We start from the raw sequence: 24,917 nt of genomic DNA, 5'->3' as shown, positions 1-24,917 counted from the left end.
CCGCGCCCCACGAGGCTAAGCCTCTGACTTCGGGTAACCCACTATTTGCCGGAGCGCGGCCAGTTGACCAGATGCCGAGGGAATCGACACGTCACTTTAATGATACTGAAATACTACCGAAAAGTATAGGTCGCATAGGTGCAGCCAGCCCTTGCGCATCCCTGCGCTAAAGGCCATTTTCACCGCGAACGGAGGCCCTATGGCATTACCAGTCAGAGATCAGCTGAAATACTGGGGGATCGCGGCGGCGGTCTTTCTGGTCATGCTGTGGTGGCTGGGCGATGTGATCTTGCCCTTTGTGCTGGGCGGTGCGGTCGCCTATTTCCTTGATCCTGTGGCTGACCGTCTGGAACGCGCAGGATTTAGCAGGGCCGCCGCGACCGCGACAATCACGCTGGTGGGGATATTGGTGTTCGTCCTGCTGGCGCTTCTGGTGATCCCGACGCTGATCAATCAGGCGGTCCAGCTGTTCGACACGATCCCCAAGGTTGTGCAAGATTTTCAGGCATTCCTGACCGCGCGCTTCCCTGATCTGCTGAACGAGGACTCGACCCTGCGGCAATCCCTGACTGCGGTGGCCGAAACGATTCAATCCAAGGGCGGCCAATTGCTGGAAACGGCGCTGACCTCGGTCGGGTCGCTTTTGAACGTGATCATGCTGTTCGTAATCGTGCCGGTCGTGGCCTTTTACTTGCTTTACGATTGGGACCGCATGGTCGGCGAAGTCGACAGCCTGCTGCCGCGCGACCATGCGCCGACGATCCGCAAACTGGCCAGCGACATCGACAAGACGCTGGCTTCCTTCATTCGTGGCATGGGCACCGTCTGCCTGATCCTTGGTACCTATTACGCCGTTGCCCTGATGCTGGTCGGCCTGCAATTCGGGCTGGTGGTCGGGGCCTTTGCCGGGCTGATCACCTTTATTCCCTACGTCGGGGCGCTGGTTGGCGGCGCGCTGGCTATCGGGCTAGCGCTGTTTCAGTTCTGGGGCGACTGGGTGTCCATCGGTCTGGTCGCGGGCATCTTTGTCATCGGTCAGGTGATCGAAGGCAACGTGCTGACGCCCAAGCTGGTAGGAGACAGTGTGGGTCTGCATCCGGTCTGGCTGATCTTTGCGCTATCGGTGTTCGGGTCGCTGTTCGGGTTCGTGGGGATGCTGGTCGCCGTGCCTGTGGCCGCGGCCATTGGCGTGCTGATGCGGTTCATCATCTCGCGGTATCGAGATTCGCGGCTGTATCGCGGTCTGGATGAGGACGCCGGACGAGGCTGAGCCATGACAGAACCGCTTCCTTTGCAACATCCCCGCCTTCCGGGGCTGGGCCGTTCCGATTTCGTCGTCTCGCCCGGCAATGCCGTCGCCTTGGCGATGATCGACGGATGGCAGAACTGGCCGTCAGGCAAGCTGCTGCTGACCGGGCCGCGGGGTTCAGGCAAAACGCATCTGGCGCATATCTGGGCACAGGCTGCCGGTGCACGGATGATCGCGGCGCGGGACCTGACCGATCAGATCGCGCCAGAGTTGGCGCATAGTCCCGTCGTCGTGGAAGACGTTGACCGGATCGGCGACCGCAGCGCCGAAGAAGGCCTGTTCCACCTTCACAACCTGATGCGAGAAAACGGCCACCCCCTGCTGATGACGGGGGCGCCCGGCGTGGCGGGTTGGGCGCTGACCCTGCCTGACCTGCGAAGCCGAATTCAAGGCGCGCAGTCGGCCACGCTGGATCTGCCTGACGATGGTCTGCTGACCGCCCTGCTGGCGAAATCTTTTGGCGAACGGCAATTGAACGTGCCGCCCAATGTCCTGAGCTACCTTGTGCGTCACATGGATCGATCCTTTGAAACAGCGCGCCGTGTCGTTGACGATCTGGATCGCCAGTCGCTGTTGGAACGCCGCGCGATCACCGTGCGCATGGCTCGTGAGGTTCTGGACAATCTACCGCCCGATGCGTCATAAATCTGTTTCAGTTCTAGCCCAGTAAGGCCGTGAACACCCCCCGATAGGTTTTTGATGACACGCGCAGATTTCCTGAAATCCGACATACCAGCCCCCGTTGACCTGCCCGATCTTGACCTGAACGGTCCGGGGCGGTTCGTGAACCGGGAACTTAGCTGGCTCGGGTTCAACTGGCGGGTGTTGGAAGAGGCGGAAAACCCAAGGGTGCCGCTGCTGGAACGGCTGCGGTTTCTGTCGATCAGCGCGACGAACCTTGACGAATTCTACACCGTGCGCGTCGCAGGCCTGCGCGAATTGACACGCGAAGGGCATACCGGTGCCGCCGCTGATGGGTTGACACCTTCGGAACAGCTAAGCCTGATCGATGAAGACGCGCGCAAACTGATGGGCCGTCAGCAGGCGATCCTTGACCAGCTGCAAAAAGACATGCGCGACGAAGGCCTGATCGTGCTGCAGCGGGACGAACTGAGCGAGGATGACATCGCCTATCTGGCGGACGTCTTCCTGCATAAGGTCTTTCCGGTCCTGTCCCCGCTGGCCGTCGACCCCGCGCATCCCTTCCCGTTCATCCCGAACATGGGCTTTTCGCTGGCCCTGACGCTGGAGCGGAAGCGCGACAAGCATAGCCTGATGGCGCTCCTGCCGATCCCACAACAGATCGACCGGTTCCTGCGCCTGCCCAGCCCCGATGGCACCGTGCGGTTCCTGCCGTTGGAAGACCTGCTGCTGCTGAACATCGACCGGCTTTTCCCCGGCTATCGGCTGAAAGGATCATGCTCTTTCCGCGTGTTGCGCGACAGCGACCTTGAAGTCGAAGAAGAGGCCGAAGACCTTGTGCGCGAATTTGAAACCGCGCTGAAGCGTCGCCGCCGTGGCGAAGTGGTGCGGATGAAAATCTCGGCCAATGCGCCCGCCCTGCTGCGGTCGGTCATCATGAGAGAGCTGCATGTCACCGGCGACGAGGTTGTCGAAGTCGAAGGGCTGATCGGGATTTCCGATCTTAAGGAACTGGTGATCGACGACCGCCCCGACCTGCTGTGGCCGTCCTTTTCGCCGCGCGTGCCCGAACGAGTGCAGGACCATGACGGCGACATGTTCGCAGCGATCCGGCAGAAGGACATGCTGCTGCACCACCCGTATGAAACCTTCGACATGGTCGTGCGCTTTCTGGAACAGGCGGCGCATGATCCGGACGTGGTGGCGATCAAACAGACGCTTTATCGGACCTCTAAGGACAGCCCCATCGTCGCCGCCTTGTGTGACGCGGCCGAAGACGGAAAATCCGTGACGGCACTGGTGGAGTTGAAAGCCCGGTTCGATGAGGCGGCGAACATCCGTCAGTCGCGCCGGCTGGAACGGTCGGGCGCGCATGTGGTTTATGGTTTCGTCGACTGGAAAACCCACGCCAAGATCAGCACCGTAGTGCGGCGCGAAGGGGATCAGCTGGTCACCTACACGCATTATGGAACCGGCAACTACCACCCGATCACGGCCAAGATTTACACCGACCTCAGCTTTTTCACCTGTGACCCGTCGCTGGGGCGCGATGCGACGAAGGTGTTCAACTATCTTTCGGGCTATGCCCTGCCGGAAAGCCTTGAGAATCTGAAAATCTCGCCCCACTGGATGAAGGATTTCCTGCTAGAGCAGTTCGAGGCCGAGGCAGAGCACGCCCGCGCAGGCCGTCCGGCACAAATCTGGGCCAAGATGAATTCCCTGATCGATCCCGAGATCATCGACGGGCTTTACAAGGCGTCGCAAGCGGGTGTGAAGATCGATCTGGTCATTCGCGGCATCTGCGGCATCCGGCCCGGCGTGAAGGGCCTGTCGGAAAACATCCGGGTGAAATCGATCGTTGGCCGCTATCTGGAGCACAGCCGGATCGTCTGTTTCGGCAATGGCCATGGTCTGCCGTCGAAAAAGGCGCGCGTCTTCATGTCGTCTGCCGACTGGATGGGCCGCAACCTAAGCCGCCGGGTCGAAACGCTGGTCGAGATCACGAACCCCACGGTCAAGGCGCAGATCGTCAGCCAGATCATGGCGGCGAACCTTGCCGATCAGGCGCAAAGCTGGGTGATGAAGCCCGATGGTCATTTCGACCGCGCGCAGATCGAAGAAGGCGAATTCGCCTTTAACTGCCATCGGTTCTTCATGGAAAACCCGTCGCTATCGGGCCGCGGGTCTGCGGGGGCCAAAGATGTGCCCGTCCTGACCCACGACGCCGACTAAGCGCCTGGGGCTCAGGCGGATTTCTTCAGCTTCGTGATGACGTAGTGGTTGTCCCGGATGAAATTCTCGCTCGTCCGGTGCGAGGCACGCAGACGTTCGTTCAGCCGGTGCATCTTTCGTTTGCCCATGAAAGTGCGCAGCAACATCATCAGGCCGCCACGGGTCTTGGGGCGCTTGGTCGACAGTTCGTCGTCGATGCGCCCTATGGCATTGCCGAAGACATGGAAAAACGACTGTTCCAGATCGATGGAAGGCGCGACAGAGGTGGTGATCTCTTCGAAGGCCACACGCTCGACCGGTAGGGTTTCGACGTAAGCCTGAAACGCCGTGAAGTTATGTCCGCCACCCGCAGGGCGGATATCGTCCGCCACGACCATCCCGTCCGACCGGAAGCAATCCGCGATCAGGACATGCCCGCCGGGCTTGGTCATGCCCAGTGCCTTGAGCAGCGCAGTGTCCATGGGGATATACTGAAAGCTTTCGGAAAACAGGCACAGGTCAAATGTCTCCTGCGTCTCGAATTCCTCAAACGTCGACAGGTGCACCGTGGCACCCGGCGCATTGGCGCGGCAGCGGTCAGCCAAATAGGCAGACGGCACGACAATCTGTACTTGATGCCCCAGTGCCAGCAGTTTGCGCGCGGTTTCCCCGGCGCCGCCACCGATGTCGAGAATGCTTAGCTGGCCCTCGGGCAGGTAACCGAACAGCTTGTCCGTATAGGCCGATTGCGCGCGGCCAAGGTTGCCAGCGTTGACCTCTAACTCGTCCCACAGCCCATAGTGCAGGTTTTCCGCACCGGTCAGCCATTTCGCGATTTCGTTTCCAACTTCCAGGCCGATCGCGCGGCTGTCGATTCTTTGCTTTGTCATGGCGGGCAAACTAGCAGAACCGACCGAGGCAAAAAGCGCTAGATGCAGTCATATTCGCATTTTTCCTACGCCAATCAGGTGGCGATCAGGCAACGATCTGGCGCGCCCCGCGTGTGCGCCGGATCGTTGATCGCTTTGATATCTCAGCACATTCGGCCCGCGGCGTTGTTTCTTAGGTGCAATTGCGGGGCTTGAGTGCTGTTGGTTGACGGCGGGCGACGTGGCTGCAAATAAGAGGGGGACTAGCAGTTGCAGGCCGTGGATCATGGAACCAAACTCCGACGTCGGAGACGTGAACGATTGGGGGCCTTTTCAGCGCCCGTTGTTCGCAGACCCATCTGTCCGTCATCTGAACCGCGTGGGCGTGGTGGATGTCGGATCGAACTCGGTCCGGATGGTGGTGTTTGACGGCGCGGCCCGCAGCCCTGCCTATTTCTATAACGAAAAGATCATGTGCGCCTTGGGGGCTGGCCTGTCGGAAACCGGGCACCTGAACCCGGAAGGCCGCGCACGTGCCTTGGCGGCGATCAAACGGTTCCAACTGTTGGCGCATGGGATGGAGGCAACACCCCTGACCGCCGTCGCCACCGCTGCCGTGCGCGACGCCGAAGATGGACAGGCCTTCGTGGACGAAGTGTTCCGGGAAACGGGCCTTAAGATCAATGTGATCCCCGGCGCCGAAGAGGCCCGCCTCTCAGCGCAAGGTGTCTTGCTGGGGTGGCCCGGCAGCTACGGTCTGGTCTGCGATATCGGCGGTTCGTCGATGGAGCTGGCCGAGATCAAGGGCGGTCAGGTCGGGCGGCGTGTGACCTCGGCCCTCGGGCCGCTGAAGCTACGTGAAATCAAGGGCGGGCGCAAAGGGCGCAAAGCCTATATCAAAGAGGTCGTCGGAGGTTTGCTGGAGCAGATGGGCGATCAGCGGGACCGCCTGTTCCTTGTGGGCGGGTCATGGCGCGCCATCGCCCGGATCGATATGGACCGGCAGAATTATCCGCTGCACGTGTTGCACGAATACCGCATGTCGACCAAGTCCATCCGCGCGACCGCCGAATATATCCGTGAAAGCGATCTGGACGAATTGCGCGGCCGTTGCGGTATCTCATCCGCACGGATGGAGCTGGTGCCCTTCGCCTCCGAAGTTCTTAGCGCCATCGTTGGAAGTTTCCGTCCGCGCGACATCGCGGTGTCGAGCTATGGGATCCGCGAAGGCATGCTATACCAGCAGATGCCTCAGGCGCTGCGCGACCGCGATCCCCTGATCGAAGCCTGCCGCTTTGCCGAAGCCAAGGACGCCCGCCTGCCCGGTTTCGGGCGCACGCTGTACAATTTCATCAAGCCGATCTTCAAATCGGCCAAGCCTGAACGGGTACGCATCATCAAAGCCGCCTGCCTGCTGCACGACGTGACGTGGCGGGCGCACCCCGACTATCGGGCCGAGGTCTGCTTCGACAACGCCACCCGCGCGAACCTTGGCGGGTTGAAGCATAAGGAACGGATATTCCTTGGGCTGGCCTTGCTGCACCGCTATCGCAACAAGCGCGAAGGCACGTCCTTTGAGAACCTGTACGACTATCTGACTGACGAAGAAAAGCTACAGGCCGAAATCGTTGGCAAAGCCATGCGGTTCGGCGCGATGCTCTGGCTGGAACAGGATTCCATCCCAGGCGAATTCCGCTGGTACCCCAAGAAAAAAGTTCTGGAACTGCGCCTGACCCAAGCCGCCTGGCCCCTGTTGGGAGAGGTCGCCATGTCGCGCCTGAAGTCCTTGGCCAGTTCGCTGAACGCGACCGTTGACCTGAAGATGGTCGGGTAAAGGCTACAGCTCGATCTCTTCGCCGGGTGCAAGCTCTTCGCTGGTCTCTGGCTCGGTCGGGTCCAGCGGTTCTTTCCGGCGCATGATGATATCGCCGTTGGGCAGAACCTCTGGCGGCTCGTAGACCGAGAAATCCTTCACTTCTTCGAAGACGTCCTTCAGCGCGGGCCCCATTTCCCGCAGGAACGACTCCATGGCGGGACCGGCCTCATCAACCAGTGACCGCAGCTCCTGCATGGCGGGCTCCATCTCTTGCGCGAGCCCTTCAAAGAACATGCGGATCCCCCGCTCCATCAGCGACGGTCCTTCATCCTGCGCAAGGGCAGGCGCGGGAAGTGTCAGGGCAAGGATCAGGGCGATGCGTTTCATGGCCATGATATAGGGTGTGCCGCGCCGATAGGAAGATCACAGGTCGATATCCAGCACCACGGGAAAGTGGTCCGAGGCCGTGATCAGCGCATCACGAAGCTCTGGCTGCGCCCAGCAATCGGGATCGTCGAAGGGATGCCAGATGCGCCAGCGGGGGCTGCGTGTCATCAGGTCAGGCGAAATCATGATGTAGTCTAAGAGCGCCTGCAGGTACCGCTTTTCCGGCGCGATGTAGAACCGGGCCGACGTTGGTGCCGCCGCCAGTTTCGCCGACAGCGCCTCTCTGGCGTGGGGATCGAACAGGTGGTGGGGCGGCTCTCCGGCGACGATTTCGACCGAAGATCGGCCAAAAAGGTCTTCGTATTCGTCCAGTCCCGGACCATCGTTCAGATCGCCCATCAGGATCAGGCTTTCCCCGTCTGTCAGGTGCTGCATCACGCGTTGCCGCAGCCAGATCGCCTGCGCCAGCTGTTTGCGGCGATTGGCAATCGACAGACGCATCACCTCATCGCGCGAGCTTGCGCCATGCGGGGCCTTGGACTTCAGGTGGACACCGATCATCCGCAAGACCGTGCCAGAGGCGGTCGTGACCGCCAGTTCCAACGGCGGTTTCGAAAACTGGACCTCGTCCTGCGTGGCGTCCACATCCAGATCGATGCGGAACCGTGTATCAAAGCGCGGCGCATGTGGCGCGTCGGGAAGGCCCATGGGCTTATGCTCGGCCGTGATCACGTCCGGGTCGTACAACAGGGCGATTTCCTGCTGGGTCTGGTTGGGAAACCCGATGATCGCCTGCCGCGTGCGCAACCCCGCCTCCTCGGCAAAGGTCTGCAAAGCGCGCACCGTGTTGCGGCGGCTGTTGGTGTCGGGGGCTTCGATCACCATCACAGCATCGGCGTCGATCGCATGCAGGATCGTTGCGATGGCCGTTGCCTGCTGATCCCGCGTCACATCACGCCGCGCCGACCACGCGCCGTCGGTCAGCAGGTTGCCCGCATCGTCAAACAGGGCGTCAAACCACTCGATATTGTAGCTGACGATCCGCATTGGGTTTCACGCAGCCCTATCGCACCAGCCCGAAGGCATCACAGCGCGATCGCGCCGCTTGGCTTCTTGGCACTAATTTCTTCCCAGGCACGGTTAATGGCTATCAGACGTTTTTCCGCCATGCCCTGCGCCTCTTCCGGCAGGCCGCGTGCCGCCAGCCGGTCGGGGTGGCATTCTTTCACCGCCCTGCGCCATGCGGCGCGCGCCTCGTCCATGTCCGCATCAGGCGTCAGGCCCAGAACGGCGTAGGGGTCCGGCTCTGCATCCGGTACAAAGCGGGCGCGCAGGTTGCGGAACCGCGCCTCCTCCATACCGAAGATATGGGCGACGTCGTTCAGGAACGCATCCTCTGACGGGTGATAGCCGCCGTCGGCCATCGCGATGTGGAACAGGCCTTCCATCAGATCGCATAGCACCTCGGACTTTGGTCCGAACATTTCAGCAATCCGGCGGGCATAGAGGTCGTATCCCGCCACATCCTGACGCGCGAGGTTAAAGACCTTCGCCGCCTCGCCCGCGTCCTTTTCGGCGATCTGGAACACCTCTCGAAAGGCTGTCACCTCGTCGCGTGTGACTTGCCCATCGGCCTTGGCCATCTTGGCGCCAAGCGCGATCACCGCGATGGTGAACGCGACCGACCGTTCGGGCGGCGCGCGCAGTCGGTCAAAGACCTCTGACAGGCCCTCGCCCCGGCGCAGGGCGGACACGGCTTCGGATATGCGGCTCCAGACGGACATAGGATCAGTTTATCGCGGCACTGCGGCAATGTCAGAGGATTTTCTGCATCAGAACCAAATCAATCCAGCGACCGAACTTTCGGCCAGACTCTGGGATCCGTCCGACCTGGGTGAACCCGATCGCTGCGTGGAAAGCCATGGCGCTTGGATTTTCGCCGCTGATGCCTGCCATCATCGTATGCGCCCCTGCCGCTGCCGCGTGATCACACACCGACTGCATCAGCGCACGCCCCATCCCCTGCCCCCGGGCGTCGGGGCCCAACACGATCGAATGCTCCATCGCATGGACATACCCGTTGCCGCCGCGAAACTGGTCGTAGGTGGCGAACCCCGCGACCGTCCCTCCCTGCTCTGCCACGAAAACCTCGCGCCCGCGTTCCTGTCGGTCTGCAATAAAGGCGGCGATATCCTCGACGCTCCGTTCCAGCGACGAAAAGGTGACGGTGGTGTCGCGGATGATTGGCAGCCAGATCGCTTGGATGGCGGCGGCGTCTTGGGGCGTGGCTGGGCGGATGGTGGTCATGGGGGCTCTCCGGTTAGAGCTTCACATTCTGCACCCGTCCGCAAAAGGCAAGAGGCGCAGCCAATGCCGCGCCCCTGCTTCTTCTGGTCGATAAATACCCTTCGGGGGTGAATTGGCCAAAGGCCAAGAGGGGGCAGACAGCCCCCTGCCCGGCCTGACCCGCCGCTTAACTGCGGGCTTCGCGGATCAGCTTCAGGATATCCTGCGCCGCCGACGGGATATTGGTCCCCGGCCCAAAGATCGCCTTCACGCCCGCCTTTTTCAGGAAATCGTAATCCTGCTGCGGGATCACGCCGCCACAGATCACGATGATATCGCCCGCGTCCTTTTCCTTCAGCGCCTCGATCAGCTGCGGCGCCAGCGTCTTGTGACCTGCGGCCTGAGACGAGATCCCGACGACGTGCACGTCGTTGTCGATGGCGTCCTGCGCGGCCTCATCCGGCGTCTGGAACAGCGGGCCAACATCCACGTCGAACCCGATGTCGGCAAAGGCGGTGGCGATGACCTTGGCGCCGCGATCGTGGCCGTCCTGGCCCATTTTGACGACCAGCAGGCGCGGGCGGCGACCTTCTTCCTCGGCAAAGGCTTCGATGTCTTTCTGAATGGCGGCAAAGCCTTCGTCGCCCTCGTAGGCTGCGCCGTAGACGCCCGCCAGGGTTTTCACTTCGGCGCGGTGGCGGCCGAATTCCTTTTCCATAGCCATGCTGATTTCCCCCACGGTGGCGCGTGCGCGTGCGGCTTCGACCGCTGCTTCCAGAAGATTGCCGCCCTCTTTCGCGCGACGGGTCAGTTCGTCCAATGCCTTGGTGCAGGCGTCTTCATCCCGCTCGGCGCGGATCTTCTCAAGCCGGGCGACCTGAGATTCGCGGACCTTGACGTTGTCCACGTCCAGAATGTCGATCGGGTCTTCCTTGTCCTTGCGGTACTTGTTGACGCCAACGATGACTTCTTCGCCGCGGTCGATCATGGCCTGACGACGGGCGGCGGATTCTTCGATCCGCAGCTTGGGCATGCCGGACGCAACAGCCTTGGTCATACCGCCCATCTCTTCGACTTCCTGCATCAGCTCCCAAGCTTTGTTGATCAGCTCATCCGTCAGGCTTTCGATGTAGTAAGAGCCCGCCAGCGGATCGACGACCTTGGTCACCTGCGTTTCTTCCTGCAGGATCAGCTGGGTGTTCCGCGCGATCCGCGCAGAGAAGTCGGTCGGCAGGGCAATCGCTTCGTCCAGCGCGTTGGTGTGCAGCGACTGGGTGCCGCCCAGAACCGCGCTCATCGCTTCATAGGCCGTGCGGATCACGTTGTTATAGGGGTCCTGCTCTTGAAGCGACACGCCCGAGGTCTGGCAGTGGGTCCGCAGCATCTTGGAGCGTTCGTTTTTCGCCCCGAACTCGGTCATCACGCGGTGCCACAGGGTCCGCGCGGCGCGCAGCTTGGCGATCTCCATGAAGAAATTCATGCCGATGGCAAAGAAGAACGACAGGCGGCCCGCGAATTTATCGACGTCCATGCCCGCCTCGATCGCCGCTTTCACGTATTCCCGACCGTCTGCCAGCGTGTAGGCCAACTCCTGCACAAGGTTCGCGCCGGCTTCTTGCATGTGGTAGCCGGAGATCGAGATCGAGTTGAACTTGGGCATCTCGTTCGAGGTGTATTCGATGATGTCGGAAATGATCTTCATCGAAGGCTGGGGCGGATAGATATAGGTGTTCCGCACCATGAATTCCTTCAGGATGTCGTTCTGAATCGTCCCCGACAGCAGCGATTTGTCGTGCCCCTGCTCTTCGCCCGTCACGATAAAGCTGGCGAGGATTGGGATCACCGCACCGTTCATCGTCATGGAGACCGAGACCTGATCCAGCGGAATGCCGTCAAACAGGATCTTCATATCCTCGACACTATCGATGGCCACACCGGCCTTACCGACGTCACCGACCACACGGGGGTGGTCACTGTCGTATCCACGGTGTGTGGCCAGATCGAAAGCGACCGACACGCCCTGCTGACCAGCGGCCAGGTTGCGGCGATAGAAGGCGTTGGATTCTTCGGCAGTCGAGAAACCGGCGTACTGACGGATCGTCCAGGGACGGCCTGCATACATCGTCGCTTTGGGGCCGCGGGTGAAAGGCGCCATACCGGGCAGCGATCCCATGTGGTCCAGCCCTTCGGTGTCTTCTTCGGTATAAAGCGGCTTGACCGTGATGCCTTCCAGCGTGTCCCAGTTCAGCTCATCCGGAGAGCGACCTTTCATTTCCTTGCTGGCAAGTTCGGTCCAGGCGTCTTTTTTCGAAGTCATGTCAGGGGTCCTTTCATGCGGCTCGGGATGCGGCATTGGCGCATCTGGCAGGCTGTTGGCGTGTGACCAGCCAATCGCGGCGTAAGGTCACAAGTGTTTTATTCGGGCGGGAAAAGATGACGAACGGCGCGTTCGTGCCTATATCGGTAGGAACGGAGGGTTCCCGATCCATGCGCAAACTATTGGCAAGTCTTATTGTTCTGGCCTGCGGCCCATTAGCCGCGCAGGATGTGGCCGCGGTGGATGCTGCGGCAGGGACGACGCCCGAAACCCAGCAGACAGAACCCGCGGCGCAGGCCACGGACGGGCTGTTCCCCAATGAACGCCCCGACACGCTGACCGCGCTGAAATGGGAAAAACGCGTGCTGATCGTCTTTGCGGACAGCCCCAACGATCCCAATTTCCGCCGCCAGGTCGAAGCACTGCGCGAAGTGCCGGGACCAATGCTGGACCGCGACGTGGTCGTATTTCTGGACACCGAACCAGACGATCCCAGCCCGCTGCGCGAAACCTTCCGGCCCCGTGGCTTCATGCTGGTGCTGGTGGGCAAGGACGGGCAGATCAAGCTGCGAAAACCCTTCCCATGGGATGTACGCGAAATCTCACGTTCCATCGACAAGACGGAACTGCGGCAACAGGAAATCCGCGACCAGCAGGGCAACCTGTCGCCGGGAACCGCGCCGAACTGATCGGCACGCGCCACAGCCTGATCCTCCCCGCACGGCCTGTGCCGTGCGAGGAGATGATCTGACGATGTGGCGCAGGCCGGCATGGATCACTCGAACTCCATGATCACTTCGTCGACGGCCAGGCTGTCGCCAGGGCCTGCGTTGATCTTGGACACGATGGCCTTCTTCTCGGCACGCAGGATGTTTTCCATCTTCATCGCCTCGATCGTGCACAGCGCCTGACCTTCCTGCACTTCCTGCCCTTCTTCCACGTCGATCTTTACGACCAGACCGGGCATCGGGCACAGCAGCATCTTGGAGGTATCGGGCGCCTCTTTCTCGGGCATCAGGCGGGCCAGTTCGGCGTGGCGCGGGCTGCGCACGTGAACTTTCATGTCGGCACCACGGCTGCGGATGCGGAACCCGCCCGAGATCTTGCCAACCTTCAGAACCAACGGCGCACCGTCGACCGTCATATCGGCCAATTGATCGCCGGGGGTCCACTGACCTTCGACCTTCACTGCCGTGCCGTCCGAGAAGGTGACCGTCGATCCGCCCTGATAGGCGTCGATGGTGCAGTCGAAATCGCGGCCCTGTAGGGTCACAACCCAATCTTCGCCCACGTGGCGTTCGTGGTTGTCCATCCGGCCCGACACGCGGGTGCGACGGATTTCAGCGACACGGTTCATGGCGGCGGCGGCGGCCGCGACGCGGCGCAGGTCGTCATCGCCCAGTTCGACGCCGTCGAAGCCGTCGGGGTATTCTTCGGCGATGAATGCGGTGGTCATGTCACCGCTGACGAACTTAGGATGGTCCATCACGGCCGCAAGGAACGGCAGGTTGTGACCGATGCCTTCGACCTCAAAGCTGTCGAGCGCGACGCGCATCGCCTCGATCGCGGCTTCGCGGGTCGGGGCCCAAGTACAGAGTTTGGCGATCATCGGGTCGTAGTACATCGAGATCTCGCCGCCCTCGTAGACGCCGGTGTCGTTCCGCACGACCACGTCGCCTGCATCACCGGGCTTGGTGCCGGGCTGGTAGGCGGCGGTTTCCGCCGGGGGGCGGTAACGGGTCAGGCGACCGATCGACGGCAGAAAGTTGCGGTACGGGTCTTCGGCGTACAGACGGTTTTCGATGGCCCAACCGGTCAGGGTCACATCATCCTGCGTGATGGTCAGCTTTTCGCCATTGGCGACGCGGATCATCTGTTCGACCAGATCGACGCCAGTGATCAGTTCGGTCACCGGGTGTTCCACCTGAAGACGGGTGTTCATCTCAAGGAAGTAGAAGTTTTTGTCGCCATCGACGATGAATTCGACCGTCCCGGCGCTGGCATAGCCCACGGCCTGTGCCAGCGCGACGGCCTGTTCGCCCATCGCCTTACGGGTGGCTTCATCCAGGAAGGGGCTGGGCGCTTCTTCGACGACCTTCTGGTTGCGGCGCTGGATCGAACATTCGCGTTCGCCCAGATAGATGCCGTTGCCATGACTGTCACAAAGCACCTGAATTTCGATGTGGCGCGGCTGGGTCACGAACTTTTCGATGAAGATACGGTCGTCGCCAAAGCTGTTGGCCGCTTCGTTCTTGGACGACTGGAAACCTTCGCGGGCTTCTTCGTCGTTCCAAGCGATCCGCATACCTTTACCACCACCACCGGCGGAGGCTTTGATCATCACGGGATAGCCGATTTCCTTGGAAATCTTGACGGCTTCGTCCGCGTCTTCGATCAAGCCCATGTAACCGGGAACGGTCGATACGCCAGCGTCCTGCGCGATCTTCTTCGAGGTGATCTTGTCGCCCATCTTCTCGATCGCACCGACCGGGGGACCGACGAAGGCAACACCGGCTGCCTCCAGCGCTTCGGCGAATTTGGCGTTTTCCGACAGGAAGCCATAGCCCGGGTGCACGGCATGCGCGCCCGAGGATTTGATCGCTTCCATGACCTTGTCGATCACGATGTAGGACTGGTTCGCGGGCGGCGGGCCGATGTGCACCGCTTCGTCCGCCATGGACACATGCAACGCGTTCTTGTCGGCGTCAGAATAGATGGCCACCGTCTTGATGCCCATCTTGCGCGCGCTTTTGATCACACGGCAGGCGATTTCGCCCCGGTTGGCGATCAGGATCTTGTCGAACATTTCAGTCCTTCCCTCGGTCTTTGGCCCGCGTATGCCGGGGCGCGTTTGCATGCAAAAACCCCGCGGCAGAATGGCTGCTACGGGGTTCAAAAGTTGTGTGACCCGCGGGCAATGCCCGACGGGTGGAATTCGTCAGATCAGTTGACGCTCCGGCAGGCGCCGGGGTTCGACTGACAGTACGCGACGTTGGCTGCTGCGCCGATGACTGCGCCCGTGCCGACGTTGCCATTGGTGACTGCTGCGGTACCGATGCCAGCGGCACCACCCACGAGTGCCTGTTCGCCAACCGTGTCACCACAAGCTGCAAGGCCTGCAAAGCCAGCGAATGCCACGGCGATAATCTTTGCTCTGCGCATCGTTCCGTATCTCCTGTTGTAATGCGTGTTGCGACATTAACATCCGGGCGCACGGATTGTTCCAAGGATTTTCGGATGCAGGCGAAAAATCGCCGAGTCTCAAGGGCCTGCGCCATTTTGGGAAAAAGGGCGGGCGGTCTGACCTTGGGGACATCAGACCGCCCATTTAGGGAAGGGTAACGGTAGTGACCCATCACCCGACGGGTATAAGTCCGTCTGGCAACACGGGTGATGCTGCCTGCGAAATTACGGCCGTCAAAGGTCATTTTGCCAAACAGGATTTTTTGGGCCGGATTTTGCCCATGCATGGCGCACGCGGGCAGAAATTTGCCCATCATCCGCGATGGTTGTGCCGTTGCGCTTACCATTCGACACCCCCTTCGAAGACTTGGGGGAAGTTCTGGCGCGCGACGTCTTCATCGATCTGTAGCAGCGCGTCGTAGCTTTCGGGGTCAAAGGGGTCTTCAACCGCGACGACTTCGCGACCGAACAGCCACGACAGGCGGCCCGCGTCCAGATTGCCCCTCTCGAACGGCTGATCGCCGAAATGATCCCAAAGCGCTGCCAGAAACCCTTCGTCGGCACGGCGGTCAGGCGCCCTGCGGTCGGCATAGCGTTCGCGCCGGATCAGCGGCGTGGCGCCCTTGGGATTGGCGCGGCGGATGGTGAATTGGAAATCAGTGCCCCGAAGACGGCCGGGGAAACCGCGATGCTTCATCATGGCCGCACCTCTTGAGTTGCGCCGTGAAGCATGTGGGTCGGGGCGGGCCCGAAGGCCCAACCCCGAGAGGTATTACTTGTACTTACCGGTGTAGACCGGCTCGGACGAGATGGGTGCAGGCTGCACTTCAACGTATTCCGGCTCGGGCTGAGCACAGGCTGCTGCGAAAGCGACGAGGCCAAATGCGAAGGTAAGTTTGATGCTCTTGGACATCTAAGTCTCCTGTTATTTACGCAGGCCGAGCGCACCCCAAAGGATTTCGGGGCCCGCCGGCTGTTTAAGGGCAGGTCTTGGGAACCGCCTTGAGTCACCTTAACCCAAAATTTACCGTTTTTATACTGGCAGCTTTCGGGGCGGGACCGCTGTGACGGGAAAGACGCAGCCTGACGGCGGCAAGGTGCCGATGGCGCTAGATATTGTAGGGGCATCAGAATGCCTCCCAGATACAGGCGCCATCTTCCAGACGATAGGCCTCGAAATACTGCGGCACATCGGGGGCCGCGGTGCCAAATGCGATCGGTTCGGACGAGATCGAGATGACCGCCTGTTCCGCAGGCGTTTGCGCCGACGGCTGATAGGTCAGGGCGTAATCGCTGCACAGCACGTCAAAGTCGGTCTGGATCGCCTCGCGCGGGGTTGCCGCCAATTCAGGCGCGACGAACCGCAGGCGCAGCCATAGTGATCCGTTGGGCTGGGTCTCCTCCAGCACCTCGAACAAAGACAACGCCAAACCAGAGGGCACGGCCGGGGGCTCCTCCTGCCCCCAGACCGCGGTCGTGGCGGCGCAGAGCGCCCCCATTGCCACGACTATATTCCGTGCACCGATCATGACCGCCGTCCTGCATGCGCCAGCCAGCGGCGGCGATTTGCGGGATCGTCCAGAACGTCCTGCACCTTGCGTTCGATCCACGCCATATTTCCCGTCCGCGGCACACGCCCACCCGAGGTGATCGTGACCGTATCGGCATCCCTCTCGACACGGACCGCAGGCGCGAAGCCCCGCACGGCCCGCAGGGCGCGCCACGTGTCCTGACGCACCTGCTGCGCCAGCGCAGACAGTGACAGACCGCCACTGACGTTGATCCGCGCCTCGGCCGACAGATCGAACTGAGGCGGCACCTGCCGCGTCAGCACGACCGCGCCGTTTTCACGCAGCATATGCCAGGAATTACGAGCCATGAGGGTACGCCTGATCCGTTACAGCGGAATATTGTCGTGCTTTTTCCACGGGTTCTGCAGCTTCTTGTTGCGCAGGGATGCAAAGGCCCGCGCCACCCGCTTGCGGGTCGACCGGGGCTGGATCACCTCGTCGATAAAGCCCTTCTCCGCAGCCACGAAGGGGTTTGCGAAGCGGTCCTCATAGTTCTGCGTCCGCTCAGCGATCTTGTCTTTATCGCCCAGTTCAGAACGATAAAGGATCTCAACCGCGCCCTTGGCGCCCATCACGGCGATTTCCGCGGTGGGCCAAGCATAGTTGAAGTCACCGCGCAGGTGTTTCGACGCCATCACGTCATAGGCACCACCATAGGCCTTACGAGTGATCACGGTGACTTTGGGCACCGTTGCTTCGCCATAGGCGAACAGCAGCTTCGCGCCGTGCTTGATCACGCCGCCGTATTCCTGACCGGTACCGGGCAGGAAGCCGGGCACGTCGACCAGCGTCAGGATCGGAATTTCAAACGCGTCACAGAAGCGGACGAAACGCGCAGCCTTGCGGCTGGAATCAATGTCCAGACAGCCCGCCAGAACCATCGGCTGGTTCGCGACGACACCCACGGTCTGCCCTTCCAGACGGACGAACCCGGTGATGATGTTTTTGGCGTAATCTTCCTGAATCTCGTAGAAATCGCCTTCGTCCGCGATTTTCAGGATCAGCTCCTTCATGTCGTAGGGCGTGTTGGCGTTGTCGGGGATCAGCGTGTCCAGCGACGTCTCGATCCGGCCGGGTTCGTCAAAGAACGGGCGGACGGGCGGCTTTTCACGGTTGTTCAGCGGCAGGAAGTCGACAAGGCGGCGAACTTCGGCGAGCGCTTCGACATCGTTTTCAAACGCGCCATCCGCGACGGACGATTTCTTCGTGTGGGTCGATGCGCCGCCCAGTTCTTCGGCGGTCACGACCTCGTTCGTCACGGTTTTCACCACGTCGGGGCCGGTCACGAACATGTAGCTGGAGTCCTTCACCATGAAGATGAAGTCGGTCATCGCGGGCGAGTACACCGCACCACCGGCACAGGGGCCCATGATGACGGAGATTTGCGGCACCACGCCCGAGGCCATGATGTTGCGCTGGAACACGTCGGCGTAACCCGCCAGCGACGCGACGCCTTCCTGAATACGCGCACCGCCCGAGTCGTTCAGACCGATGACCGGCGCGCCGTTCTGGATCGCCATATCCATGATCTTGCAGATCTTCTGGGCGTGGGTTTCCGACAGCGACCCGCCGAAGACCGTGAAATCCTGCGAGAAGACATAGACCATGCGGCCGTTGATCGTGCCCCAGCCGGTGACCACGCCATCACCGTAAGGGCGCTGCTCTTCCATGCCGAAGTCGGTGCAGCGGTGCGCAACGAACATGTCGAACTCTTCAAAGCTGTCGGCATCCAGCAACAGCTCGATCCGTTCGCGGGCGGTCAATTTGCCCTTGGCGTGCTGTGCGTCGATCCGTTTCTGGCCACCCCCCATACGGGCGGCGTCGCGGCGGTCCTGAAGCTCTTGCAGGATATCCTTCATGGGGCTGTCTCCTCTTGACGGGCCGCAATGGCCCCGTCCAATCTGAGCGGACCATAGGGCCATTGCCGATCGGACCAAAGCCCGATTTGGCAAATTTGCAAATTGTTGGCAGCAATGCCGCAGCTAATTGCAAATCAGCTAACTAAATTGACGCAACGACATTATTGCGTGAAATACATGACGCGAGCATGGACTTTGACTTCACGCCCGCGTAACGCATTTCGATGGCCATGATAGATCAAGCCCCCCGCTACCTGCGACACGACAGTCCGCCGCATCTGTCGACGCTGATTTTGCTGTCGTCGATGACGGCGCTTGCGATGAACATCTTCCTGCCGTCGCTGCCCAGCATGGCCGCCTACTTCGAGGCGCCCTATCGCTACGTCCAGTTGTCGGTCGCGGTCTTTCTGGCGACCAATGGCATCCTGCAACTGTTTGTCGGACCTCTAGCTGACAAATACGGGCGGCGGCCTGTGATCCTGTGGGGCATGGGCGTCTTTTGCGTCGCGACGCTTGGCTGCATCTATTCGACCGACATCGTGGCCTTCCTGTTGTTCAGATCGCTCCAGGCCACATCAGCGGTGGCGATGGTGCTGTCCCGCGCCGTGGTGCGCGACATGCACACCGCGGACCGGGCGGCGTCGATGCTTGGATACGTCGTCATGGGCATGTCCGTGGTGCCGATGGTCGCCCCGGCCATCGGTGGGGTGCTGGACCAAACCTTCGGCTGGCAATCGACCTTCTGGGTTCTGTTCGGCTTTGGTCTGGTCGTTTTCATCGTCGTGTGGCTGGACCTGGGCGAAACCGGAACGCCCAGCCAGATGTCCATCGCGCGGCAGTTCGGCGAATACCCCGAACTGTTCAAATCGCCCCGCTTCTGGGGCTATTGCATGGCGACCGCCCTTTCCTCTGGCGCGTTCTTCGCCTTTCTGGGCGGCGCGCCTTTCGTCGCCAGCAACGTTTTTGAGATGACGCCAGCACAGTTCGGGTATTTCACCGGCGCGCCTGCGATCGGGTATTTCATGGGCAACTGGCTGACCGGCCTTTACGCCACCCGGATCGGCGTGAACCGGATGGTGCTGGTCGGCAGCCTGATCACAGTGTCCGGGCTAAGCCTGTCGTTCCTTCTGACCGCCAACGGCATCAGCGGACCTTACGTGTTCTTCGGCTTTATGACCCTGGTCGGCCTTGGCAACGGTCTGACGATTCCGTCGGGTACTTCGGGCATGCTGTCCGTACGCCCGCATATTGCAGGCACCGCAGCCGGGCTGGGTGGGTCGATCCAAATCCTTGGCGGCGCGGCCCTGTCGGCGGTGGGCGGCTTGGTGCTGACGCAAGACAGCAATGAACTGCCCCTGATCGGCGTGATGCTGGGTACGACCATCGCCGGATTGATCGCCATCCTTCTGGTGATGCTGCGGGAACGTCAGCTGCGTCAGTAAAATCTTGCGCCAGAGGCTTTGCAAAGTTACCCGTGAGGTATTGAAAACTTGCAAAGCCGAGGCGCGTGATGGCCACCAAGAAACTCTATGCCGGCGCGAAACTGCGTGAAACGCGGCAGCGTCTTGGCCTGACGCAAAAGGACTTCGCCTCCAAGCTGGGCGTGTCCCTGCCCTACTTAAACCAGATGGAGAACAACAACCGCCCGGTGTCGACCACGGTGGTGCTGAGCCTTGCGCAGGAATTCGGCTTTGACGTGACCGAGCTGAGCACGGGCGACAGCGAACGGCTGGTGTCTGACATGCGTGAAGCGATGGCCGACCCGATCCTGGCAGACGTGGCCCCGCCGCTGGCCGATCTGCGCCTGACTGCATCGAACGCCCCCGCGCTGGCCCGCGCCTTCCTGCATCTGCACCGCGCCTACCGTCAGACGCATGAACGGCTGGCGTCGCTGGATGAAGCCTTGGGCCGTGAAGACGCGCGCACTCTGCCGTCACCTTGGGACGAGGTGCGGGATTTCTTCCATTACTGCGACAACTACATCGACGCCGTGGACCGTGCGGCGGAAAAATTCGCGGCCCCCGATGCGGGCGAAAAGAACATTCGTGTGCGCGCTGTGTCGGCCCTTGGCAATCAGGGCATCCGGGTGGAATTCGCCGATACCGCCATCCTACGCCGCTACGACCCCGATGCGCGCCTGCTGACCCTGTCGCGGCGCGCGGCGGCGGAAACCCAGACGTTCCAACTGTTGTTGCAGGTCGCGCTGCTGCGGCAGGACCAGCTGCTGGAGGCGACACTGGATCTGGCGCGATTCCAATCCGATGCCGCCCGCGCCATCGCCAAGATCGGGCTGGCCAATTACTTTGCCGGGGCAGCCATGATGCCCTACGGCCCGTTTCTGCAGGCCGCGCACGAAGTGCGGCACGACGTCGAAGTTTTGGCCCTGCGGTTCGGCGCGTCGATCGAACAGGTCGCGCACCGCCTGTCGACGCTGCAGCGACCGGGGGCCAAGGGCATCCCGTTCTTCTTTGTTCGGGTGGATCAGGCCGGCACGATTACCAAACGCCATTCCGCGACGCGGTTGCAGTTCGCCCGGTTTGGCGGGGCCTGCCCCTTGTGGAACGTGCATCGTGCGTTTGAAACGCCGGGGCGGTTCCTGCGCCAGTTGGCGGAAACGCCGGACGGGGTGCGTTATATTTCCATCGCCCGGGATGTCAGCAAACCCGGCGGGTCATGGGGCGCGCCGGATCGGCGGTTTGCGATCGCGCTTGGGTGCGAGGTCAACCACGCCGCCGACATCGTCTATGCCGACGATCTGGACTTGTCGCGGCCCGACACGTTTGAACCCATCGGGATCTCGTGCCGGATCTGCGAACGTGAGCATTGCCATCAGCGGTCCGTGCCGCCGCTAGAGCGGCGGCTGACCATTGACGTAAATGAACGGGCGACCCTGCCTTACGAGGTCGGCTGAGACGTCTTCAATAGGCTATACAGCTGATCCTTCAGCGCTCCGCGTTCCTTGCGCAGTTCAATCATCGCAAGGTCTTCCATCGGCTCGACATTCGTTTCGGCGCGGTGAATGCGGCGGTTCAGGTCGTGATACTTGTCCGCCATGCGGGCAAAGTGATTGTCGACCTGTTTCAGCACGCTGATCGCTTCGGCGTGTTCGGGGAATTCTTCGTGTAGTTCGTGGGGTGTGTTAGACATCGCGGGTCCCTCCTGTTGCTGGGACCAGTCAATAGATTCGCCGCGGGTTGCGCTTTGACTCGGATCAAATTGGGCCACCATTTGCGTGCGGCGCCCACATTGACATTGCCTTCCGCTCTGCCTTTCCTGCGCCGGAGGGAGGACCACCATGCGCTATATTCTTGCCATCGATCAGGGCACCACTTCCAGCCGGGCGATCCTGTTCGACGACAAGCTGTCACCCGTGGCCAGCGCGCAGGAAGAGTTCGCGCAGCATTACCCCCGCTCGGGCTGGGTCGAACACGATCCGCTGGATATCTGGGGCAGCGTCGCCAGCACATCGCGTGCCGTGTTGGAACGTGCCGGGATCGGGGTTGAAGATATTGCTGGGATCGGGATCACCAACCAGCGGGAAACCACGCTGATCTGGGACCGGTCCACAGGCAAGCCCTTGGGCAATGCGATCGTCTGGCAGGATCGGCGGACCTCGGACATCTGTCACACGCTGAAAGATCAGGGGCACGAGCCGACGGTGACCGCGCAGACCGGCCTTTTGCTGGATCCCTATTTCTCGGCCACCAAGGTCAAATGGCTGCTGGACCAGCATGATGGCGCGCGCGATGCGGCGAAGGCGGGTGATCTGCTGTTCGGCACGGTCGATTGTTACCTGATCTGGAAGCTGACGGGCGGACGCGTCCATGCAACCGATGCCACGAACGCCGCGCGCACGATGCTGTATGACATTACCAAGGGCGCATGGTCGCAAGAGCTGTGCGATCTGTTCGACGTACCGATGCAGATGCTGCCAGAGGTGCGCGACTGCAATGCAGATTTCGGGATGACGCGCGCGGATCTGTTTGGACGTGAAATCCCCATCCTAGGCGTGGCCGGGGATCAGCAGGCGGCGACAATCGGGCAGGCCTGCCTGTCGCCGGGTATGATGAAATCGACCTATGGCACGGGATGTTTCGCGCTGATGAACACCGGTGACCGGCTGGTCGCCAGCCGCAACCGGATGCTGGGGACAATTGCCTATCAGTTCGATGGCAAGACGACCTATGCGCTGGAAGGGTCTATCTTTGTCGCGGGTGCAGTCGTGCAATGGCTGCGTGACGGTTTGAAAATGATCCGCGAGGCCGGAGAAACTCAGGCGCTGGCCGATCGGGCGGATGAGGCGCAGGGCGTGGTCATGGTGCCCGCCTTCACCGGCCTCGGCGCGCCCTATTGGAACGCCGACTGCCGCGGCGCGATCTTTGGGCTGACACGTGGCACAGGGCCTGCGGAACTGGCGCGCGCGGCCTTGGAGTCGGTCGGATTTCAGACCCGCGACCTGCTGGACGCGATGCGCGACGACTGGGGGGCCGAAGGGGCCCAGACGGTATTGCGTGTTGACGGGGGCATGACGGCGTCCGACTGGGCGATGCAGTTTTTGGCGGATATTCTGGGGGCGCCCGTGGACCGGCCCGAAGTGCTGGAAACGACAGCAAAAGGCGTCGCGTGGCTGGCGGGCTGGCAGGCTGGGATCATGCCCGGACCCGAAGAATTTGCATCCGCATGGGCCAAGGAACGCACATTCGAGCCGCAGATGGACCCGGCCCTGCGCGATCAGAAATACGCCGCGTGGAAACGGGCCGTCGCGGCGGCGCAGGCGTTTTAAGGCAGCTATCGTTGCGCCCAAGGATTTCGCCTTGACCCTGCGCGGGCTACGTGCGGAATATGCTTCCGCATAACGGGAGGAACATCATGGATATCAGCACGCTCTTTTCCCTTGAGGGGAAGATCGCCGTGGTCACGGGCGGATCGCGCGGCATCGGCAAACATTTCGCCAAGGCCTTCATTCAGGCCGGTTGCGCCAAGGTCTACATCACTGCGCGTAAGGCGCAGGCCTGTGTCGACACGGCCGAGGAGCTGGGGCCCAAGTGTATTCCCCTGCCCCACGATCTGTCCACGCTGGACGGGATCGACGCCTTTATCGCAGACCTGAAACAGCACGAAGATCACGTCGACATCCTGATCAACAACGCAGGAGCCGCCTGGGGGGAAGAATACCTTCAATTCTCCGAATCCGGCTGGGACAAGACGATGGATTTGAACCTTAAATCCCCGTTCTTCCTGACGCAGAAAATGCACGACATGCTGAAGAAGAACGCGACGGCGGAAGAGCCGTCCAAGGTAATCAATATCGCGTCCATTGATGGCCTGCGACTGAACCCGTGGGAGACCTACGCCTATCACGCATCGAAATCCGGGCTGATCTATCTGACGCGTCGCGTCGCCGCGAAGGTGCTGGAAGACAACATTCTGGTGAACTGCATCGCGCCGGGGGCCTTCGCATCCGACATGAACCGCGCCGCGCGCGATCACGGGGATGAAGTGGCCAAGCGCATTCCGCTGAAACGCATTGGGAATGGCGAAGATATCAGCGCTGCGGCGATCTATCTGGCGGCGCGGTCTGGCAACTACGTCGTTGGTCAGACGATTGCCGTGGACGGCGGCCTGGTCTGGGCCACAATCGGGTCTTCAATCGACGCGTAATCCAATTGCGCGACCGCCGCGCGCGCGATTATGGTTTTGAGGGCTTCGCCCTCCGCCAGCGGAGCCCCGAGGGGCTCCGCCTGCTCCTCCCAAGGTATTTTGGACCAAGAGAAGGGCATGGGATGGATACTACTCTGCGGCTGCGCGACTGCCCCGATTGGGGATATTTGCTGCGCGAATTCGATCTGGTCTATCGCGACGGATCAGACGGCGGGTCCAAGGCGATCCGGTCGCACCGCAAACGGGTGCGCGACCTGCTAAGCCGGACCTTTGCCGACAACCCCGAGGTCCATCCCCGTCAGCCTGACACCAAACCCGTGGTCGCCCATTTCGGGCGCGCGTTGGATATCGGCCAGCGTGGCGTGATGCTGGGCTTGTCGCAGGCTTTGGCCCGCGTGGCCGGACAGCTGACATGGGAATATGGCTACGAGAAGATCCCGAGGGCGCTGGCGCAGAAATATGCCTATTGCGAAGTCTTGGGGCCGCGCGGGCCTATCGTATCGGATCAGTTGATCCTTGGGTTTGTGCTGTTTGCGCCGCGCACGACATATCCGCAGCATAGCCATAAAGAGATCGAGGAAAGCTATATCTCGGTCGCCGGGTCGTGGTCTGAAAATGATGCGGCGGTCTATGCGCCGGGGTCGCTGATCCTAAACCGCCCGGATCACGAACACCGCATCACAACCGCCGACCTGACGCCCTGCCTGCTGGCCTATGCATGGGCCGGGCCGTCGGACAAGCTGACCTCGCCGGGGATGAAGCTGTCGTCGTCCCGCAAAGCTAGGATGAGCGAAGGGATCTAGGCG

At 61.4% G+C, this 24,917-nt stretch carries 24 protein-coding genes; 10 read left to right on the top strand and 14 right to left on the bottom strand.

Features of this window, described 5'->3' with window-relative positions; translation table 11 throughout:
• The first annotated feature begins 199 nt into the window (after window positions 1-199).
• Genes ACI3GR_RS01850 through ACI3GR_RS01840 form a run of 3 tightly spaced genes read left to right on the top strand, consistent with a single transcriptional unit; the run spans window position 200 to window position 4,183 of the window.
• Window positions 200-1,270 carry an AI-2E family transporter gene (locus tag ACI3GR_RS01850; RefSeq protein ID WP_407492174.1) on the top strand — a complete coding sequence of 357 codons (1,071 nt, stop codon included), beginning with the start codon at window positions 200-202 and terminating at the stop codon, window positions 1,268-1,270.
• A gap of 3 nt (window positions 1,271-1,273) precedes the next feature.
• Window positions 1,274-1,954, top strand: a complete 681-nt coding sequence (locus ACI3GR_RS01845) for an HdaA/DnaA family protein (protein WP_407492173.1) — start codon at window positions 1,274-1,276, stop codon at window positions 1,952-1,954.
• A gap of 54 nt (window positions 1,955-2,008) precedes the next feature.
• On the top strand, window positions 2,009-4,183 hold the full coding sequence (locus tag ACI3GR_RS01840; protein WP_407492171.1) for an RNA degradosome polyphosphate kinase: 2,175 nt from the start codon (window positions 2,009-2,011) through the stop codon (window positions 4,181-4,183).
• Between the two features lie 11 nt (window positions 4,184-4,194).
• Here the strand turns inward: ACI3GR_RS01840 and ACI3GR_RS01835 are convergent, their stop codons facing one another.
• The gene (locus ACI3GR_RS01835) at window positions 4,195-5,052 is read right to left on the bottom strand and encodes a class I SAM-dependent methyltransferase (RefSeq protein ID WP_407492170.1); all 858 of its coding nucleotides are present in this window, start codon (window positions 5,050-5,052) and stop codon (window positions 4,195-4,197) included.
• A gap of 265 nt (window positions 5,053-5,317) precedes the next feature.
• Here ACI3GR_RS01835 and ACI3GR_RS01830 point away from each other — a divergent pair, with 265 nt between their 5' ends.
• Window positions 5,318-6,865 (top strand): Ppx/GppA family phosphatase, encoded by a 1,548-nt coding sequence (locus ACI3GR_RS01830; RefSeq protein ID WP_407492169.1) that lies wholly within the window; start codon window positions 5,318-5,320, stop codon window positions 6,863-6,865.
• A gap of 3 nt (window positions 6,866-6,868) precedes the next feature.
• Here ACI3GR_RS01830 and ACI3GR_RS01825 read toward each other — a convergent pair whose 3' ends face one another.
• The 5 genes from ACI3GR_RS01825 to scpA all read right to left on the bottom strand — a co-directional run bounded on the left by ACI3GR_RS01825 (window position 6,869) and on the right by scpA (window position 11,837).
• Window positions 6,869-7,240 (bottom strand): hypothetical protein, encoded by a 372-nt coding sequence (locus ACI3GR_RS01825; RefSeq protein ID WP_407492167.1) that lies wholly within the window; start codon window positions 7,238-7,240, stop codon window positions 6,869-6,871.
• Window positions 7,241-7,270: 30 nt separating this feature from the next.
• Window positions 7,271-8,281, bottom strand: coding sequence for an endonuclease/exonuclease/phosphatase family protein (locus ACI3GR_RS01820; protein WP_407492165.1), 1,011 nt, complete (start codon window positions 8,279-8,281; stop codon window positions 7,271-7,273).
• Between the two features lie 38 nt (window positions 8,282-8,319).
• The gene (locus ACI3GR_RS01815; RefSeq protein ID WP_407492163.1) at window positions 8,320-9,018 is read right to left on the bottom strand and encodes a TerB family tellurite resistance protein; all 699 of its coding nucleotides are present in this window, start codon (window positions 9,016-9,018) and stop codon (window positions 8,320-8,322) included.
• A gap of 31 nt (window positions 9,019-9,049) precedes the next feature.
• Window positions 9,050-9,541 carry a GNAT family N-acetyltransferase gene (locus tag ACI3GR_RS01810; RefSeq protein ID WP_407492161.1) on the bottom strand — a complete coding sequence of 164 codons (492 nt, stop codon included), beginning with the start codon at window positions 9,539-9,541 and terminating at the stop codon, window positions 9,050-9,052.
• Window positions 9,542-9,707: 166 nt separating this feature from the next.
• Window positions 9,708-11,837 carry a methylmalonyl-CoA mutase gene (gene scpA / locus ACI3GR_RS01805; protein ID WP_407492159.1) on the bottom strand — a complete coding sequence of 710 codons (2,130 nt, stop codon included), beginning with the start codon at window positions 11,835-11,837 and terminating at the stop codon, window positions 9,708-9,710.
• Window positions 11,838-12,007: 170 nt separating this feature from the next.
• On the opposite strand from scpA, the gene ACI3GR_RS01800 reads away from it, so the two are divergent.
• On the top strand, window positions 12,008-12,526 hold the full coding sequence (locus ACI3GR_RS01800) for a DUF4174 domain-containing protein (RefSeq protein ID WP_407492157.1): 519 nt from the start codon (window positions 12,008-12,010) through the stop codon (window positions 12,524-12,526).
• Window positions 12,527-12,612: 86 nt separating this feature from the next.
• Here ACI3GR_RS01800 and ACI3GR_RS01795 read toward each other — a convergent pair whose 3' ends face one another.
• The 7 genes from ACI3GR_RS01795 to ACI3GR_RS01765 form a co-directional block, all read right to left on the bottom strand.
• Entirely contained in the window at window positions 12,613-14,643 is a 2,031-nt protein-coding gene (locus tag ACI3GR_RS01795; protein WP_407492156.1) for an acetyl-CoA carboxylase biotin carboxylase subunit, read from the bottom strand.
• Between the two features lie 137 nt (window positions 14,644-14,780).
• On the bottom strand, window positions 14,781-14,999 hold the full coding sequence (locus tag ACI3GR_RS01790; protein WP_407492155.1) for a hypothetical protein: 219 nt from the start codon (window positions 14,997-14,999) through the stop codon (window positions 14,781-14,783).
• A 361-nt stretch (window positions 15,000-15,360) separates the two neighbouring features.
• Window positions 15,361-15,720, bottom strand: coding sequence for a hypothetical protein (locus ACI3GR_RS01785; protein ID WP_407492153.1), 360 nt, complete (start codon window positions 15,718-15,720; stop codon window positions 15,361-15,363).
• A 72-nt stretch (window positions 15,721-15,792) separates the two neighbouring features.
• On the bottom strand, window positions 15,793-15,933 hold the full coding sequence (locus ACI3GR_RS01780) for a hypothetical protein (protein WP_407492151.1): 141 nt from the start codon (window positions 15,931-15,933) through the stop codon (window positions 15,793-15,795).
• A 214-nt stretch (window positions 15,934-16,147) separates the two neighbouring features.
• Window positions 16,148-16,549 (bottom strand): DUF6497 family protein, encoded by a 402-nt coding sequence (locus ACI3GR_RS01775; RefSeq protein ID WP_407492150.1) that lies wholly within the window; start codon window positions 16,547-16,549, stop codon window positions 16,148-16,150.
• Window positions 16,546-16,899, bottom strand: coding sequence for a hypothetical protein (locus tag ACI3GR_RS01770; protein ID WP_407492148.1), 354 nt, complete (start codon window positions 16,897-16,899; stop codon window positions 16,546-16,548). Before ACI3GR_RS01770 ends, ACI3GR_RS01775 begins: the two co-directional genes overlap by 4 nt.
• A gap of 18 nt (window positions 16,900-16,917) precedes the next feature.
• The gene (locus ACI3GR_RS01765; protein WP_407492146.1) at window positions 16,918-18,450 is read right to left on the bottom strand and encodes an acyl-CoA carboxylase subunit beta; all 1,533 of its coding nucleotides are present in this window, start codon (window positions 18,448-18,450) and stop codon (window positions 16,918-16,920) included.
• A gap of 224 nt (window positions 18,451-18,674) precedes the next feature.
• On the opposite strand from ACI3GR_RS01765, the gene ACI3GR_RS01760 reads away from it, so the two are divergent.
• Entirely contained in the window at window positions 18,675-19,892 is a 1,218-nt protein-coding gene (locus tag ACI3GR_RS01760) for a multidrug effflux MFS transporter (protein ID WP_407492145.1), read from the top strand.
• A 68-nt stretch (window positions 19,893-19,960) separates the two neighbouring features.
• Window positions 19,961-21,361 (top strand): helix-turn-helix domain-containing protein, encoded by a 1,401-nt coding sequence (locus tag ACI3GR_RS01755; RefSeq protein WP_407492144.1) that lies wholly within the window; start codon window positions 19,961-19,963, stop codon window positions 21,359-21,361.
• Here ACI3GR_RS01755 and ACI3GR_RS01750 read toward each other — a convergent pair.
• Complete coding sequence (locus tag ACI3GR_RS01750) at window positions 21,346-21,597, bottom strand: HP1242/YdcH family protein (RefSeq protein WP_407492143.1); 252 nt, start codon at window positions 21,595-21,597, stop codon at window positions 21,346-21,348. The genes ACI3GR_RS01755 and ACI3GR_RS01750 overlap by 16 nt on opposite strands.
• Before the next feature lie 148 nt (window positions 21,598-21,745).
• Between ACI3GR_RS01750 and glpK the strand changes: the two genes are divergently transcribed.
• The 3 genes from glpK to ACI3GR_RS01735 all read left to right on the top strand — a co-directional run bounded on the left by glpK (window position 21,746) and on the right by ACI3GR_RS01735 (window position 24,914).
• On the top strand, window positions 21,746-23,233 hold the full coding sequence (glpK, locus tag ACI3GR_RS01745; protein ID WP_407492142.1) for a glycerol kinase GlpK: 1,488 nt from the start codon (window positions 21,746-21,748) through the stop codon (window positions 23,231-23,233).
• Window positions 23,234-23,319: 86 nt separating this feature from the next.
• Window positions 23,320-24,111, top strand: coding sequence for an SDR family oxidoreductase (locus ACI3GR_RS01740; protein ID WP_407492141.1), 792 nt, complete (start codon window positions 23,320-23,322; stop codon window positions 24,109-24,111).
• A gap of 122 nt (window positions 24,112-24,233) precedes the next feature.
• Window positions 24,234-24,914 carry a dimethylsulfonioproprionate lyase family protein gene (locus tag ACI3GR_RS01735; protein ID WP_407492140.1) on the top strand — a complete coding sequence of 227 codons (681 nt, stop codon included), beginning with the start codon at window positions 24,234-24,236 and terminating at the stop codon, window positions 24,912-24,914.
• Window positions 24,915-24,917: the final 3 nt, after the last annotated feature.

Origin of the sequence: Pseudooceanicola aestuariicola (assembly GCF_045763785.1) — a bacterium.
GTDB lineage: Bacteria > Pseudomonadota > Alphaproteobacteria > Rhodobacterales > Rhodobacteraceae > Pseudooceanicola.
Note: the sequence above shows the minus strand (reverse complement) of the source record. Positions and strands in the feature narration are given on the sequence as shown.